13 protein-coding genes are annotated in these 17,941 nt (G+C 41.5%); 7 read left to right on the forward strand and 6 right to left on the reverse strand.

The features are described from left to right. Position 1: 1 nt before the first annotated feature. A complete protein-coding gene (locus ABS766_RS00525; protein ID WP_408083116.1) occupies positions 2-1,174 on the forward strand; it encodes a Pycsar system effector family protein in 1,173 nt (390 codons plus the stop codon). Positions 1,175-1,220: 46 nt separating this feature from the next. Here the strand turns inward: ABS766_RS00525 and ABS766_RS00530 are convergent, their stop codons facing one another. Beyond that, positions 1,221-3,593, reverse strand: coding sequence for a GAF domain-containing protein (locus ABS766_RS00530; protein WP_408083117.1), 2,373 nt, complete (start codon positions 3,591-3,593; stop codon positions 1,221-1,223). A 132-nt stretch (positions 3,594-3,725) separates the two neighbouring features. On the opposite strand from ABS766_RS00530, the gene ABS766_RS00535 reads away from it, so the two are divergent. From ABS766_RS00535 to ABS766_RS00560, 6 genes are read left to right on the forward strand one after another with little or no spacing between them, the layout of a single operon-like run. Continuing rightward, positions 3,726-4,157, forward strand: coding sequence for a thioredoxin family protein (locus tag ABS766_RS00535; protein WP_408083118.1), 432 nt, complete (start codon positions 3,726-3,728; stop codon positions 4,155-4,157). Positions 4,158-4,162: 5 nt separating this feature from the next. Next, on the forward strand, positions 4,163-5,089 hold the full coding sequence (locus ABS766_RS00540) for an FAD:protein FMN transferase (protein ID WP_408083119.1): 927 nt from the start codon (positions 4,163-4,165) through the stop codon (positions 5,087-5,089). 4 nt (positions 5,090-5,093) lie between these two features. After that, positions 5,094-5,300: a DUF4266 domain-containing protein gene (locus tag ABS766_RS00545; protein ID WP_408083120.1), complete on the forward strand. Its 207-nt coding sequence runs from the start codon at positions 5,094-5,096 to the stop codon at positions 5,298-5,300. A 30-nt stretch (positions 5,301-5,330) separates the two neighbouring features. Beyond that, positions 5,331-6,512 (forward strand): DUF3570 domain-containing protein, encoded by a 1,182-nt coding sequence (locus tag ABS766_RS00550; RefSeq protein ID WP_408083121.1) that lies wholly within the window; start codon positions 5,331-5,333, stop codon positions 6,510-6,512. Positions 6,513-6,537: 25 nt separating this feature from the next. Continuing rightward, complete coding sequence (locus ABS766_RS00555) at positions 6,538-7,209, forward strand: response regulator transcription factor (protein WP_408083122.1); 672 nt, start codon at positions 6,538-6,540, stop codon at positions 7,207-7,209. Positions 7,210-7,219: 10 nt separating this feature from the next. Next, entirely contained in the window at positions 7,220-8,590 is a 1,371-nt protein-coding gene (locus ABS766_RS00560; RefSeq protein ID WP_408083123.1) for a sensor histidine kinase, read from the forward strand. A gap of 2 nt (positions 8,591-8,592) precedes the next feature. Here ABS766_RS00560 and ABS766_RS00565 read toward each other — a convergent pair whose 3' ends face one another. From ABS766_RS00565 to ABS766_RS00585, 5 genes are all read right to left on the reverse strand, one after another. After that, complete coding sequence (locus tag ABS766_RS00565; RefSeq protein ID WP_408083124.1) at positions 8,593-9,867, reverse strand: cation:proton antiporter; 1,275 nt, start codon at positions 9,865-9,867, stop codon at positions 8,593-8,595. Between the two features lie 87 nt (positions 9,868-9,954). Next, positions 9,955-11,238, reverse strand: coding sequence for an efflux RND transporter periplasmic adaptor subunit (locus ABS766_RS00570; protein WP_408083126.1), 1,284 nt, complete (start codon positions 11,236-11,238; stop codon positions 9,955-9,957). Positions 11,239-11,246: 8 nt separating this feature from the next. Beyond that, positions 11,247-15,587: a CusA/CzcA family heavy metal efflux RND transporter gene (locus ABS766_RS00575; protein ID WP_408083127.1), complete on the reverse strand. Its 4,341-nt coding sequence runs from the start codon at positions 15,585-15,587 to the stop codon at positions 11,247-11,249. 97 nt (positions 15,588-15,684) lie between these two features. After that, positions 15,685-16,017, reverse strand: coding sequence for a DUF6660 family protein (locus ABS766_RS00580; protein WP_408083128.1), 333 nt, complete (start codon positions 16,015-16,017; stop codon positions 15,685-15,687). 31 nt (positions 16,018-16,048) lie between these two features. After that, on the reverse strand, positions 16,049-17,785 hold the full coding sequence (locus tag ABS766_RS00585) for an FAD/NAD(P)-binding protein (RefSeq protein WP_408083129.1): 1,737 nt from the start codon (positions 17,783-17,785) through the stop codon (positions 16,049-16,051). Positions 17,786-17,941 lie beyond the last annotated feature (156 nt).

The raw sequence follows: 17,941 nt of genomic DNA on the forward strand, positions 1-17,941 counted from the left end.
AATGGACATTATTGAAAAAGCCGAGAGACACGTATTTCACTTATTCAAAGATAAGTTATCTCCTGATTATATTTACCATAATTTTAACCATACTTTACGTGTAGTTAATGCGGTAAAAGAAATATCCCAGGGCGAAAAGATTAGCCCCGAAGACTCGCGTTTACTGTTACTTGCAGCTTGGTTTCATGATACCGGCTATGTAGAAGGTGCACAAGACCATGAAACACGCAGTAGCGAAAAAGCTCGTGTATTTTTAACTGCCGAAGGCTTCAATGCGAAAGAAATTGCCAAGGTACAACGCCTTATTGAGGCTACACGTATGTATTGTGAACCAGGAGATACACTGGAAAATATTATTAAAGATGCCGATAATGCACACTTTGCCGACCCGAATTATATACAGCTAAGCGAATTGCTACGCGAGGAATGGAAAAAACTTGAAGGGAAAGATTTTACCGACCTTGAGTGGATAGTAGCCAACCGTATGCTATTGCTGCACAAGCACCGCTATTATACCCAATATGCCAAAGAAGTGCTGCAACCTAAAAAAAATGCCAATATAGCTGCTTTGCAGGAAGCCATATATGAGGTAACTGAAAAAAGCAAAAAAGAGAAGAAGAAAAATAAAAAAGCAAAGTCTGAACGGCCAGACAGGGGTATTGATACTATGTTCAGGGTAACGCTGAGCAACCATACCCGCCTTAGCGATATTGCGGACAGCAAGGCCAACATATTGCTTTCGGTTAATGCTATTATTATATCTATAGCGCTAAGTACCCTCATACCAAAACTGGATAGCCCCACTAATACGCACCTTATTACGCCAACGTTTATACTGATGGCTTTTAGTACCGTGAGTATTGTTTTTGCCATACTTTCTACCCGGCCAAAGGTTAACAGTGCCGTATTTACTCCACAGGATATAAAGGACCGAAAGATAAACCTGTTGTTTTTTGGCAACTTTTATAAAATGCAACTGGATGAATATGATGCTGCCGTAAAAGAAATTATGGAAAGCCGCGATTATGTGTACAGCTCACTTATAAAAGACCTGTATTACCTGGGGCTGGTACTGCACCGCAAGTATAAACTGCTGCGTATAACCTACAATATCTTTATGATTGAGATTATAGTATCTGTACTGGCATTTGCTTATGCTTTCTGGACATTATAAGCTTATTAATTATCGTGTTAGATAGCCTGCTACTATTTGTTACAGCTTATTTGCGGTGCAATTCTTTTAAAAGTTCATCATACGTATAGGCGCTATTTGCATTTTGGCTGTTTTTGTAGCTTATGGGTACCCGCAATGCTTTAAGACCGGTAACCCCCTGAAGGTCTTCTACATCCAAGAGTTCGATACCTGCTTCAAGTAAATTTTTGTGCTGTAAAAACTGAATGTAACGACGGTATTCCAGCTCCTCTTTTTTCTGGGTAAATACTATGGTTATTTTACCTTTTTGGGCAATACGCTCCTGCGTGCCTTTAATGTGGCTTTTATCTATACGTTTTTTAACCACCTCATACCTGGCATTATAAGTACCATCTACATCAAAGCGTTTTTCATCCATACGGAAACGGATGGAAATGGGAGAGCTAAACACCAGTATAAGTGAGGTAACATCCAGCTCATACGGCAGGTTAGGCTTAATATTGTAGTAGGCGTTTTCCATTTCGCACATTACCTGTAGCTGCCAAAGCCTCAGGTTACTAAGATATAATGGGTTATAGGGGTGTTTTGGCGAAATACTGGCGCCTACATATAGGTTGTGTTCTACACCATCAGTTTTAAAACGCTCGTAATAGTGCGGAAAATAGGCCTGTGCCTCTTCCTGCTTTTCATCCAGCAGGGCGGCCATTTGTTTATTTATTGCCGAAAGGGTTTCATCAAAATCCTTCCGGCTTTCATATACCATTTGTACCCTTTCGTCAAGAGCCGCAAAATAACTGTTAATACGCGTGCGTACCGATGTATTTGTGGTATCAAAATGTTTTAATACCGGGTGCACCTCACCAATAATATAGTTTTGTATGTTGGCTTCGGTATCTGCTTTTAATGACTCATGCAACTGGTCTTCAATATTTTCCAGTTCAAAAATATGTTGTTCAATAAAAGGCAGTTTTTCTTCCTCAAAAATATAACGGAACAACTGTAATAACTTTTGCACCTGCCGGGCAAGGTCTTTTTCGGTAGTTATATTACGCGCATTGCTACTGCCTTTTACATCAATCTGGCCATAGAGCGGATATATTTCACGAAAAACTATTTCTTTAAAGCCTTCATTTTTATTGCGGTTGTGCAGGTGTGCCATGGCCTCTTCCCTAAACTTCCAGTATACACTGTGGTGTATTGCAGTATATTCATTCTGAATGATGGCATCTATCTCATTTTGTAGTTCGCTATAATAGCGCTCTATAGTATCGGTAATAAAGGGCATTATATAGCCCAGTTTGTTGGCATTAATACTGTTCAGCTCTTTAGCACGTGAGGAAACAAGCTCTATAAAACCATAAAAACGCCCGTTTTTAATAATAGGCGCCAAAATACAGCTCTTTATATTCTGGCTAAGTAAATGGCTGGCAAACCCGGCATCTTCAGGGTTTTGCTTTAAAAACCGTTCTACATCGCTTACTATCAAATATTTTTTATCCTGCAATATCTCGTCGAGCGAATCGCTGCAAAACATAGCATTACAGTTTATTTCATTAACATCTTTAAGTATATGGCTTTTTATATCATCAAAAGGAGCCAGTTTAAAAAGGTTATCTTCAGTATTTACCTCTGTAAATCCTACCCGCAAATCGGATATTTTAAAAATAGAGCGAAAAATTCCTTCAAAATTTTCTTTATTAATCCCGTCAAACTCTTCATTAATTAATAAATTGCCTTTAAGGTTTGATATGGCACTTTCGGTAGTTGCATCATAGAGTGATACAATACCAAAACCTTTTGACAGCCAGCTCCCTTCAGGAAATTTTTCTTTCCACACCGCTATATCATCAAAATTATCCATCAGCATACTAACATCTTCCGGTGTAATATCTACTATAGCTTTATCTGTGGGTATAATTTCCATAAAATCGGCATTGTACATAATGCGGTAATAGTGCATTATGCCTTCACTATCCGGTATGTCATAAAAAAGCGGTTTGGAAAAATCAAAATGATAGCCATAATAATCATTAAGTATCAGGCAGCAGCAAAAAATATAAAATTGTTGATCATCAAAGTTGCGTATAGTAATATCAAAATCCATCCCGGCATCGGCAAGTATTTTTTCAAAACGTGCGGTGTGGTTAAATGTAAAATTAAAAAAAGGTATAGCTGCCGCTTTAATTTCATTATGGGTAAGCGCCGTTGGGAAAAGATCCGCCAGGAGGTTGCGTATCAGGGCTTCATGCTTTTTCAGGGTTTCTACATCATCAATACCCTCGCGCAGTTCCGGAAAATTATTGGCGTGCTTAAGTAAGGCACGGGCATAATCGGCACGGTAATCTATATCATTTTCGGCAATTTCTTCGAGCTTTTCTAATACTTTGTGGAACGATATACGGGCCACAAGCGGCCCTTTTTTATGTTGAGTATCTTTCATTATGCCTCCTCTTTAATAAACTGTAAAATTACTGAAAAAACAAATAATTTTAAGCGAATCTTAAGGTTTTTACTATATTAGTACAAAGCATGTATACGTTAACTTTGTATAACATATATAAAAAGAACAGGCATGAAATTTTTAGCCATTTTATTTACCGCCGTTATTGCCATGCAATGGGGTACCGATTTTGAAACTGCAAAAAAAACAGCCCGGCAGGAGCATAAACTTATTTTACTGAATTTTTCCGGATCAGACTGGTGTGCGCCCTGTATACTTACCCGAAAGGAGTATTTTGAAAATGATGCCTTTATAAAAATGGCAGATAAAAACCTTGTATTGGTAAATGCTGATTTTCCGCGGAGAAAGAAAAACCAGCCCGCACCGGAGCAGGTTAAAAAAAATGAAGCCCTGGCAGAAAAATATAATAAAGAAGGTAACTTTCCGTACACACTATTGCTGGATGCCGAGGGAAATGTATTAAAATCGTGGGTAGGGAAACCGGAAGAGCCTGTTGAAAAATGGATAGCCGGGGTAGAAGCGGTTTGTAAAGTCCATAAATAAATAATATGCAGGATTATTCTCAGTCGCTTAAATTGATGGGTAATATATTTACCATAACGGTTTTGGCGGAAACTGAAACCGAAGGGCAGCAGTACATAGCCCTGGCAGTAGATGAAATTAAGCGTATTGAACAATTGCTCACCACCTTTAGCAACACCAGCCAGACCAGCAGCATTAATGAAAATGCAGGCATACAGCCCGTAAAGGTTGATACCGAAGTGTACCACCTTATTGAGCGCAGCATACAGGTTTCTAAAATAACCCAGGGCGCTTTTGATATTACATATGGCGGCATTGATAAAAGCCTTTGGAATTTTGACCGGTCTATGACCAGCCTGCCCTCTAAGGAAGAAGCCCTGAAAAGTGTACACCTTATAAATTATAAAAACATACTGCTAAACCCTGAAGAAGGTACGGTATTTTTAAAAGAAAAGGGTATGCGTATTGGCTTTGGGGGTATTGGCAAGGGATATGCGGCAGAAATGGCTAAAAACCTGCTGGTACAGCACAATGTGGTGGGAGGCATAATAAATGCCAGTGGCGACCTGACCGCCTGGGGATTACAGCCTACCGGCAAGCCATGGAAGATTGGCATATCCAACCCGGATAGCCCTGAACATGTTTTCTCTTACCTGGACATATCGGGCAAGGCCGTGGCCACATCGGGCAATTATGAAAAATATATTATGGTTGGCGGAAAAAAATATTCGCATACTATAGACCCTAAAACCGGACTGCCCATAACCAGTATAAAAAGCGTAACTGTAATAACGGGCAACGCAGAGTTTGCCGATGCCATGGCAACCCCTATTGCCGTAATGGGTATAAAGGCAGCCTTATATATGGTAAACCAGGTGCCTAACCTGCATTGTATAATAATAGATGACAATAATAAACTGTATACCTCTAAGGGCATTAACCTTAAAACATAATATCATGAAATATTTTTTATTAGCCATAATGCTGGCCATGCTGGTTTCGTGCAAGCCCGTAAAAGAATACCAGAAGAATAAAATAAATGATTCTGAAATGGCGCTTTCTAACAGGAAAATAGAAAAGACAGAGCTTAACTTTCAATCGTACCGCGAAGGGTCTTCAGGCGCCAATGCAGGTAAAAGCGGCGGTGGTTGCGGGTGCAACTAAACCCCGGGTGATTAACACTAAACAGAACACATGAAACGGATATTTATAACGGGAGCAGCACTATTAGGACTTATGCGGCTGTGTGCACAAACTGCCGATACCACGGCATACGAAACTAAAAAATTAAAAATTGAAGAGATTAACCTGGTATCCAGCTACTATAGCCAGGACGGCAATAATGCATCGGTAACCGGGGGTATTGGTACACAAAAACTTACCGACATCTCTAATGTTATTGATGTAAACCTGGTAAAGATTGGTGAAAATGGCATTAAGCACAACTTTAATATAGAGGCCGGTATTGACCATTATACCTCTGCATCTTCTGATAAAATTGACTTACAGGCTAACAGCTCTGCTTCTTCTGCCGATACGCGTTTTTACCCTTCGCTAAACTACACCAAGGAAAATACCGAAAAAGGTACTACTATTGGTGCGGGGCTTTCGTCATCTACCGAATATGATTACCAGTCTTTTGGTGGCACGCTTAGCTTTGCCCAAAAAACCAAAGACCGCAACGGGGAGTTTTCGGCGCGGGCACAGGTATTTTTAGACCAGGTTAAACTGCTTGCCCCAATAGAGCTGCGTGGTGTAAGCGGTGCTGATTATTCGGGCAACGCAGCGCGAAACACGTTTTTAGGCGCAATAAGCTATGCCCAGGTTATCAACCAGAATTTCCAGGTAATGGTAGAGGCCGACATTGTAAAGCAACAGGGATATCTTTCGCTGCCTTTTCACCGGGTATATTTTAACGATGGCTCTGTATACCAGGAAAACCTGCCCGATAGCCGCTTAAAAATTCCTATAGCCTTGCGTGCCAGTTACTTTTTAGGCGACAATGTGATTATAAGGGCTTATTACCGTTATTATACTGACGACTGGAATTTAACATCGCACACCGCTAATATTGAGGTACCGGTAAAAATTACGCCATTCTTTTCAATCAGTCCTTTTTACAGGTATTATACACAAACTGCCATTAAGTATTTTAATGCCTACCAGCAGCATACAGCTATGGATGATTATTATACGAGCAATTATGACCTTTCAGGATTTGACAGCAATTTTGTTGGCCTTGGCGTACACCTTAACCCGGTTAACGGCCTGTTTGGTGTTAAAGAGTTAGCCATGCTGGATATACGCTATGCCCACTATACCCGTACCACGGGACTAAACTCTAACATTATCAGCATAAACCTGAAATTTAAATAGTTAACACCAATAACCTGCCTGATATATGACCAAAATACTTATTGTTGAAGATGAATCCGGCATTGTTAACTTTCTTGAACAGGGCCTGCGGGAAGAAAATTATGAAACCATAAGCGCCACTAATGGCGCTAAAGGGCTGGAAATGGCCCTTGAAGAAAATCCTTCGCTTGTGCTGCTTGACTGGATGATGCCCGTAATGCATGGGCTCGAAGTATGTATAAAATTGCGTGAAAAAGGCTTTGAGGCACCTATTATTTTTTTAACGGCCAAAGACACCGTACCCGAAACTATTGAGGGGTTGCGGGCAGGCGCTAACGATTATATAAAAAAGCCTTTTAGTTTTGATGAATTGCTGGAGCGCATCAGGATACATTTGCGTTATACAAATTCAGAAAATAATGACCTTGCTATAGGCAATGTGCAAATATCGGTATCGGCACATAAGGTTTTAAAAGATGGTGTTGAAATATCATTTACCCAGCGTGAGTTTGACCTGCTGGCCTATCTGGTAAAAAACAAGGGAATTGTATGCAACCGTAAACAGATTATTGAGGATGTGTGGGATATACACTTTGACTATGATACCGGTGTTATAGATGTTTTTATAAATGCAATACGTAAAAAACTTGACCTTAAAAAGGATGAAGACTTTATTAAGACTGTCAGGGGAATAGGCTATATTGCAGAAGAAATTTAGTAATCAAACCATGTACCGCTTTTCTTTCAGGACACGCATAGCGCTTTACTTTAGCATTAGCACTGCCTTACTGGTATTTGTGGTTTTTGCGGTTATATTTTTTATTGTAAAAGCGGGGGTTTACAATGACCTTGATAATGACATACAAACCGAGATTGATGACTTGTTTACAGAAATTTCTATAAACGCTGGCGGTTTTTCGGTTATGGATGAAGAGTGGGAAGAAAAGGAGCACAATACACTGGATATCAACCCTATTTTTATACAATTTACCGATACGGCAGGCAGGATAACCGAAAGATCTCCCAACCTTAAGCAACTTAATTTACAATACCGAAACACAGAAGAGCCTGTAAATTATGATTGCCTTCTGGACAGCGCGTATGTAAGGCAAAAGCAGGTGCCTGTAAAATACCTCGACCAAACTGTAGGATATATAATTGTAGCTACACCGCTGGATGACACAATAGTGGTTTTAACCAACCTGCAAAAAACACTTTTTATTGCGTACCCGCTTATTTTGCTGTTATTGTTTACCATAGCAAGGCTGCTGGCAGGGCGCAGCATAAAGCCTGTAAAAGAAATTATTCTTGCAGCAGATGAAATATCACGTGAAAGCCTTGGCAACAGGATACCCTATCCTGAAAATAAAGATGAGCTATATACACTGGCTAAAACCATAAACAGCCTTTTAGAGCGTATTGAAAATGCTATTGTGCGCGAAAAACAATTTACATCGGATGCCTCGCATGAACTACGTACCCCACTTGCAGTAATAAAGGGCACACTGGAGGTATTAATACGCAAGCCCCGCAGCCGTGAGGAATATGAAGAAAAAATACACTATTGCATTGCCGAGGTTAACCGCATTAATAACCTGGTAGACCAGCTTTTATTACTGGCCCGGTTTGAAAGCCAGAAACAAGCCTTAAAAACTGAAAATTTAAATATTAATGCGTTGTTGCTTGATATAGTAGCCCGATATTCGCCGGCTATAGAAAATAAGAAATTAACGGTTTCTTACCAGTTTGATGATGAATATTATTTTAATACCGATATCTACCTGCTGTCGATTATATTTGATAACCTTATAGGCAATGCCATAAAATATTCAGAGATGCAGGGCCAGATAATAATAAAAGCAAGTAAGGAAAACGCGAAACTGGTAATTGATATTAAAGATAATGGCATTGGCATACCTCCCGAAGATTTATCGCGCATTTTCGGTTCTTTTTACCGCTCAAGGCCTGATGGGCACCCACAAATAAAAGGTACCGGGCTTGGGCTCTCTATAGTAAACAGACTGTGCCAACTACTGCACATTGAAATTGAACTGAAAAGTGAAGAAAAAAAAGGGACTTTAGTACGCCTTGTGTTTTAAAATCAGGTATTAGCGGCTACTTTACTCTCCCTGTTTTTTTGTTTTAAAGATATATTACGCGCCATTTTACCAATAGTTAATCCCTGCACCATAATACTAAATACCACACAGGCATAGGTGGCAATCATTAGTATAAACTTATACTCACTATTGGGTAAAGAGAGCACTAATGCAATAGATAGTCCGCCACGCAGGCTACCCCATACCATAATCTTAGCCTCATCTTTACTTATATCTACAATGCGCGGCATAAAAAACCTTGGAACATACACTACAATAACCCTCGAAAGCAGTACAATAAATATGGCAGACAGGCCAATAATAAGGTGGGTAGATTCAAAATCTATTACTACCAATACAAAAGCTATGCTTATAAATAATATGGCGTTAAGTATTACATCTACCAGCTCCCAGAATTTATGTACATACTCCTGCGTTTTATCGCTCATGGCCATATTGCGGTTAAAATTGCCTACAAACAAGCCCATAATTACCATAGCCAGCGCACCGGATAAGTGCAGCATATTACAAAAAGTATAGCCCGCCATTACAAAGGCAATAGTAAGCAGTACTTCGGTTTCATAATTATCAATAGATTTAAGCAGCCAGTACAGGGCATACCCCAGCCCCAGGCCAAAAAACAGGCCGCCAATAGCTTCCTGCACAAACAGCAGCCCGAAATGACCAAAATCAAACCCACTATTGCCCGCCTTAAGGGTCTCGAGTAAGGCAATAAACATTACAACCCCTACCCCATCATTAAAAAGCGATTCGCCCACAATGGTTGATTCCACTTTTTTAGATACCCCCGCCTTGGTTAGTATGCCCAGCACGGCAATAGGATCTACCGGAGAGATAAGCGCACCGAAAATAAGGCAATATAAAAAACTGATCTCCACATTGAGCAGGCCACATACCCAATATAACATTGCAGCAACAGTTACGGTAGATATAATTACCCCCAATATTGCCAGTACCGAAATGGTTGTGAGTTGTTTACGGATATCTGACCAGCGTGTATGGAGCCCTGCCGCAAAGAGCAGGAAACCCAGCATAATATCGAGTATAAAGCTGTCAAGATGCACCTTTTCCAACTCTGCCTTTATTTCTACATATTGCTGAAAATCCCACCACTTTTCGGTAAAGATAACCAGTGATAGTACCGTTGAGAGAAAAAACAGCCCTATTACAAAGGGCATTTTTATAAAACGGTGATTTATGTAGGCAAATCCGGCTGAAAGGCTGATGATGATAACCAGTAAGTAATAACTGTTCATGGGTTTGTTTCGTCTTGTTCTGCATAAATTTAGTTAATACCTATCAAAAAATTAACACAATTACAAAACTTTTAGATAACATTATACTTAATGGTGATGGTGCCCGCCCCCGCCTTCGCTTTTTATAAGGTGGCTTTGCAGGTAGTATGCGCCGTTGAGCACTATTTGTGCCTCTTTGTCTATAGCGTGCAGCAGTGTTATCTGCACATAACCCAGTTGCGATGTACCCGTTTTAACTTCAATCCGCTGAAAATGATGCATATCGCTTTCCTCTTCATGGTGTTGCCCCTCATCGTTATCATAATTATCTTCATCATGATTTTTTTCTTCAGCCTCATTGTGCTCATGTTCATCATCGCCATGTTCTTCCAGCACAAAAATAAACTCGCGCCCATCTGCCTTTACAATGGCTTCGGTTGGCAATGCCTCAACTTCGCGGCTGCCTACGTCTATTAATGCCGTTACATACATACCCGCTATAAGCGATTCATTAGCATTATTAATATCGGCATGTACTGCTACTGCCTTGGCATCGCCTTCAAAAGAACGGCTCACATTAAAAACCTTACCTTTAAGCTCCACCCCATTCTGGTTGGTAAGGGCCAGGGTAATGGTTTGCCCCTCTTTTACTTTGCTGAGGTCTTTTTCATACACCATAAGGTCTACATGCAATTTGGTATTGTCTACAATACCTACAAGGGGCTGGCCCTCCTGCGCGTGGGCGCCAATAGTTATGTTTACGTGTGAGATGTGCCCTGCTATAGGCGCGGTAAGCGCCATAGCAGACGTTACCGATTTTTTACTTAGGTTGAGTAATGAAAGTTGTTTATCCAACGATGTAAACCGCGCCTGCTCAATATCAAGGTCTGACTTTGTACGCTCAAATACCTTTTTAGATGTTACATTTTCGGCGCTGAGCACACGCTGCCTTTCAAACTCTTTGTTTAGATACTCCAGGTTGCTTTTGCTGGAAATATAAGCTTCCTGCAACTTTGCAAACTCAGGACTTTGCAATATGGCAAGTACCTGGCCTTTTTTTACCGACTGCCCTTCTATAACATTAATTGAAGTAACAATGCCCCCAAGGTGCACGGAAACCTCGGCCTGGTTTTGCGGTGGTAGTTTAGTATAGCCACTGGCGCTTACCACATTGCTAAGGTTACGCATGCTAAAGGTACCCAAAGTGATACCCGCAGCGTTAAACTGCGCTTCATTCAACTCAACCTCCTTAATGCCGGGGGCTTCGCTGTGTTCTTCCTGTTTTTGAGGCACAACAGCCGTTTTTGTATTTTGCTTATCATTGCCATTACAGCTAAACAATAAAGCCGTAAAAACAACTAGTATATATAGGTTTTTATTACTCTTTTTCATTTTTTTAATTATTGGTTAATGAGGTATTGCAGGTTAATTACCGACTGGTTGTAATTATTGAGGGCATCGAGGTAATTTTTTTTAATAGTAAAAGCCGCTTCCAGCCCCTGCACATATTCTGTATACGATATATAACCGTTATGGTATGATTTAGAGGCATTACCGGCAATAGTATTGGCATTTGGCAATGCCGTATCATTATAATACTCTATGAGTTCCCTGTAGGTTTCGCACTGTGCTACCTGTTGCACATATTGGTTTTGCAACTGCTCTTCAAGGTATTGTGCATTAAGCTGCTGCACCTGTTCATTTATTTTGGCAGCCTTTATTTTAGCAGCCTGGGAGCCCGCAAAAACAGGAATGGTAATACCTACGGTAACCCCCTGAAACCGTAAGGCACTATCATAATACCGTGTTTCGCCGTTTACCTCCTGCGGCCCTTTAATAGATTGCATAAAGTACCCCGCCGATACATCGGGCCATAAAGCCGCGCCCTCTGCCCTACGGTTGGCATGGGCTGTTTTTACCTGCTGTAGTGCCAGCTGCAAATTTGCATTTTGTTTTACCATAGTGCTGTCAGCTTCCATAAAAAAAGGCAGGGGCACAAAAGCCGTATCGGCAATTATAAAATCGCCTTGCAAACCCAATAAGGTATTTAGTTTAGATTTTTCAATGCGTATTAAGGTTTCATTCTGCTTTATCTGCTGTTGCAGTTCCTGATACTTAGCCATGGCTGTAATGCTTTCCAGATTTCCGGTTTCGCCGGTTTCAAATTTCAGGCTTGCCGAACGGGCAAATTTTTCCATATAACCGTTTTGTTCCTGCAATACGCGGTTAAGCCCGCTGTAGTACAACAAATTATTCCACCCCTGGCGGATGCTATAGGTTATTTGCTGCTGTGTAACGGCGGCATTTAGCCTGCTTTCGTTTATATTTTCGGTAAGCAGTTTTCTTTTTGCGCCGTACACAAAAGGGCTGAAGGTTTGGAAAACCGAAATATTTTTATCCTGCGCGTAGGTATTTAATTGTCCGAAAGAAGCATTTAACTGGGTTTTATTAATATCAAAAGCTGTAGCGCGCAACTGCTCCTGCCGGGTAACCTCTACATGAGAAGCCTTAACCGAACCGTTGTTTTTGATTCCCAGCGCAATAGCATCCTGAAGTGTAAGCGGCTGTTGTGCCTGCACTTTAACACTACTGCACACTAACAGGCCAATTACCATAACCGCTATTGCTTTTTGGTTAAACCTGATGCCTTTTTCAAAATAATAGTACAATACCGGCAGCACTATAAGAGTGAGCAGCGTAGCAGTTACCAACCCGCCAATTACAACCGTAGCGAGGGGTTTTTGCACTTCTGCCCCGGCACCGGTACTTAATGCCATGGGTAAAAAACCTAATGAGGCTACTAATGCGGTAAGGAGTACCGGGCGCAGGCGCACTTTAGTACCTTCGCGAATACGGTCTTCAATATCTTGCATGCCTTCCTGTTTTAACCTGTTAAAACAGGCTATTAATACAATGCCATTAAGCACTGCAACACCAAAAAGGGCTATAAAGCCCACACCTGCCGAGATACTAAACGGCATGCCGCGGAACCAGAGTGCAAAAACGCCCCCTATGGCAGCAAGCGGTATGGCTGTAAATATTAATAATGATTGCCTGATGGACTTAAACGTAAAATACAATAGTATAAATATTAACAGCAGGGCAGCCGGCAATGCGAGGCTAAGGCGCTCTTTTGCAGCAATAAGATTTTCAAACTGGCCGCCGTAGGTTATATAATACCCAGAGGGCAGGTTTAAGCTAGTATCCAGCTTATCCTGAATATCTTTTACTACGCTTTGTATATCGCGACCGCGCACGTTAAATCCTACTACAATGCGGCGGCGGCCGTCATCGCGGCTTATTTGTACCGGGCCTTCTTCATAATCAATTTCGGCTACCTGGCCCAGCGGTACCTGGCCACCCGAAGGTAACGGCACATAAAGCGCCTTAATGTTGTTAATATCCTGGCGGCTGCTTTCGGCAAGGCGTACCACAAGGTCAAACCGCCTTTCGCCCTCATATACCAGCCCGGCAGACTCGCCTGCAAAGCCCATGCGTATCATCCGGTTAATATCACCTGTATTAAGTCCATAAGCTGCGAGCCTGTCTTTATTATACCGCACCGTAATCTGCGGAAGGCCTGCCACACGCTCTGCCCGGGCATCACTAACACCGTCAACCTGGTTTATGAGCTGCAGGGCTTCGTCTCCCTTACCTACCAGCATATCCAGGTCTTCGCCATATATTTTAACTGCTACATCACTGCGTATGCCTGTCATCAACTCATTAAAACGCATTTGAACGGGTTGGCTAAACTCGGTTATGGCACCGGGAATCTGGTTTAGTGTTTCTTCCATTTCCTCTACCAAGCGCTCTTTGGTCCAGCCCGGCCGCCACTGGTCTTTATCTTTTAGTATAATCATCATATCGGCTGCTTCAATAGGCATTGGGTCGGTAGGAATTTCGGCAGCGCCAATTTTTGAAACTACCATTTTTATTTCAGGAAAATTCTTACGTAAAAGTTCTTCGGCTTTGGTAGTTGATTCAATTTCCTGCGAGAGAGAACTCCCAGTTGAAATGATTAGGTGAGTGGCAATATCGCCTTCATCCAATTGTGGAATAAATTCTCCTCCAAAAGAATTAAAAATGAACAAGGCTGCAATGAAAAGTGCCACAGACAGGGCAATTACAGCAAATTTTATCCGCAGGGCACCATTGAGCAGGGGCTGGTAAATCTTATACACAAAATTGATTATTTTATCACTAAATGTGAACGATTTTCCGGTTTCTTTCTTCAGGAATAAAGCACTCATCATGGGTACATAAGTAAGCGAAAGTATAAAGGCACCCAATATAGCAAACGAAACCGTAAAGGCCATAGGACCAAACATTTTGCCTTCGGTACCTGTTAAAGCCAGTATGGGCAAGTACACAATAAGAATGATAATTTCGCCAAAAGCCGCGCTGCTCCTAATGGTAGAAGCAGCCTGAAACACCTCTACATTCATCTGGTTTTGAGTTAGTTTGGCTTTTTTGCTTTGCTCCAACCTGTGGATTATAGCCTCTACTATAATTACCGCGCCATCTACAATAATACCAAAGTCTATGGCACCTAGGCTCATAAGGTTACCGCTTATATCAAACAGGCGCATCATACAAATGGCAAATAGCAATGCCAGCGGAATTACCGAAGCTACTACCAGCCCTGCACGCCAGTTGCCCAGTAACAGCACCAATATAAATATTACAATAAGGGCGCCCTCTATCAGGTTGTTTTTCACGGTATTTATGGCGCTGCCTACCATTTTATCGCGGTCCAGAAAGGGCTCTATAGCTACCCCTTTGGGCAGGGATTTTTTAATCTGTTCAATTTTTTGTTTTACAAGATCAGTTACTTCGCTGCTGTTGGCATCTTTCAGCATCATAACCATACCGCCTACTTCTTCACCCTTGCCGTCTTTGGTTACCGCACCGTAGCGTATGCTGCTACCTATCTGAACTGTAGCTACATCGCGCACCAGTACAGGTACGCCTCCTTTGTTTTTAATTACAATTTTTTCAATATCGGGTATGCTACTTACCATACCCACACCCCTTATAAAATAGGCATACGGTTTTTTATCTATATAGGCGCCACCAGTATTTTCGTTATTAGACTCCAGGGCATCAAAAATTTCAGGCAGGGTAACATCCATGCTTCTGAGCCTTTCCGGCTCTACTGCAATTTCATATTGCTTAAGCATGCCCCCAAGGGTATTAACCTCAGCAACACCGGGTGTACCCGTAAGCTGCGGCTTAATAATCCAGTCCTGAATGGTACGCAGCTCTGTGGCATTGTACTGCTCTTCATAGCCTTCTTCCGGATATACTATATATTGGTAAATTTCACCAAGCCCGGTACTTACAGGCGCCATTTCAGGCACCCCAAATTGCTTGGGTATTTGGTTTTCAGCTTCTTTTATGCGTTCAGATATCTGCGCGCGAGCCCAGTATACATCGGTATCTTCAGTAAATACTACCGTAACCACACTAAGCCCGAAACGGCTTATGGAGCGCAGCTCTACAATATTGGGTATGGTTTTTACCGATTGCTCTACCGGATAGGTAATAAACTGCTCAACCTCTTGTGTGGCAAGCGTAGGCGAGCTGGTTATAATCTGCACCTGGTTGTTGGTAATATCGGGCAGGGCATCAATTGGCAGGGTTGAGACCGAATAGTAACCTGCAAGTACGAGTACCAGTGTTATTATACCGATAATAAATTTATTATGGATGCTAAAATGGATAACCTTGTCTAACATACAGCGTTAAGGTATTAGTATAATTATAGAGAACATTATTGCGCCAAAGGTTGGGTTTGGCTACAGTTTTTTACTGATAAAACAGTACTAAATGCAATTATACTAATTTGGGCGGCTGCCAGATAGCGCCGTAAAAAGCAGATTCCTGCTGTTTATAAAAAGAGTTAACGGTAGTTGCCGGCTGTTGCGGCTGAAGTGTTTTGATATCCAGCACAGGTTGTAATACTATGGCTGCCATGCAATTGCCACAAATGCAAAAAGGGGTGCAAAGGTCTATGTCCTCATGGGCAGATTGCCCTTGGGCCTGTATAAGGGTGTGCTGTGTATTACTATAAGCCTGTTCATGCTTATGGTGGCTACACGGAACCATCATAAGCAGGAGCAGGTATACTGACAAAGAAAGGTTTAGTATTTTCCTTAATTTTTGCATTGGCGTAAAACTAAGAAAAATTATTATAAAATTATTTTATGGGCACTGTTTTCTCTTTTTTAAAACCCTCAATAAATGACGATACAATTCTTTTTGATGCTTCCTCACAGAAATCGAGCCCGGAATAATCCGGGTTATAGCCCCCAATATAAGGCACCGCCATCATATAAATACGGCTGTTAGCAGCACCATCGCCGCCAATAACCTGAAAATCATCAGTAATGCCTATGCCGGGAACTTTGAGTAAATAATCTTCCCCTTTTTTCTTAACGTGCTGCTTGCCTTCTTCCATAACTTTTCGGGCTTCGCGACCGGAACGGAACGGCAGGTAGGCCGGGCTTACAACCTCATCTCTCAAAAGGCTTTTAAATGCTACATCTTCATACATAAGATGTGGCTGCCCGGTACAGTCTATATAGGTTTGGTAATGTATTTTCACTTCTTTGCCGTTTTCATTGGTATGGTAATACCAGGCACCCTCCTCATTGTGCGGCGTTACCCTGCTGTCCTGCCCCACTTCTACCAGTTGCAGCAGGCCTGCCTCGTGCAGGGCCAGTAGTTCTTTGGCCGAACTTTGGGGTATAAACGCTATAACAATAGCTATTAATGGCTTTAGGGCCTCCTGCAGGCGTAGCATATCTTCGGCAGAAAAATGCTTTGCAGGGTAGTTCATGGCAAAGCTTAATACGGCCAGTTTTTCTTTCCAGTACACCGATTCATGCAGTTTGATAGATACATCAGCCTCATTATATTCGCGTTCCAACAGCATAAAAGGATCGGTTGCCTCCCTGTATTCAAGCATTTTATCTACAAACTGTTCAATGCTCAGGTCTTTAATATCATTATAAAAATCAGGATCTTTATCTTTAAAGGTATCTACATAATCTTTTTTAAATACATAGTCTAATGATAAAAACCCGTTATTTTCAGCAATATTTTTTTCAATATCCGCTTCGGTAAGCAAGCCCTCACCCATAAGGTGGCTGTCTTCCAGATGGAAACGTACCGCAGGCATTAGCCCGTTGCGGCTGTGCATCACAATATTAAAGTACGGATAATCCCTGTGCAAATGGTACACCAGTCGGTCATCTTTTTCTTCATACCAGCCATGCTCCCGAGATAGGGTACGCAATGCATCTATGGCTGTGAGCGATGCTCCTTTTAACGCTACAGAGTGGTTGCATTTAATTTTAAGCTTATCCGGCGGATAGGGGCTGTCATAATATCCCGGCACTTTGCCTTCGTACCGTTTTGGCCATGAGTGCCCTGTGCAAATTATAACCCTGTCAAATTTTTCGACAGCATGCTGTTGCGTTTCAACTATAACCTTATTCTCCTCAGGTAGGTCTATAATATCGTTAACAGTAGTTTCGGCATGCAGTACAACATTTATATTTTTTTTCTCTGCTTCTTTTAGTAACAGGTCAAACTGCCCGCAAAGGTATTCGCCAAAAAAAAGGCGTGGCAGTACTTTGTAGTCGTTAAAATGGTTGCGGCTTATATTGTTTTTATGCAGGGTTTCTTCGGGCACGGTTTGCACCCAGTCTTTTACCGGCGTAACCAATACCGGTATTTCATTGCCCGAAACATTGGTAACATGCTCCCTGCCACTGCCTTCCTGGCTATAGGGCATACCACATCCAAAATGGTTGCTTTTTTCAAATATGTGTATATTCAATTTTATATCCGCATCCAACAGCTGTTTTAAAATAAACATGCCGCTTGGCCCTCCCCCTATTATTGCTATACGCTTTATTCCTGCTTCCATATAATTAAATGGCTTTATTACTACCATAAGACTAAATTAGAAGATATATAACGAGCAATATCACTATATTATCTTAAATTTTTAAAGAAATGCCTAAGTAGTATGTTGGAGTTTATTTAGAATTAATAAAAATAATTTGCATTTCAGAGCAAGGTA

It is taken from the genome of Flavobacterium rhizosphaerae (assembly GCF_046000445.1).
GTDB lineage: Bacteria > Bacteroidota > Bacteroidia > Flavobacteriales > Flavobacteriaceae > Flavobacterium > Flavobacterium rhizosphaerae.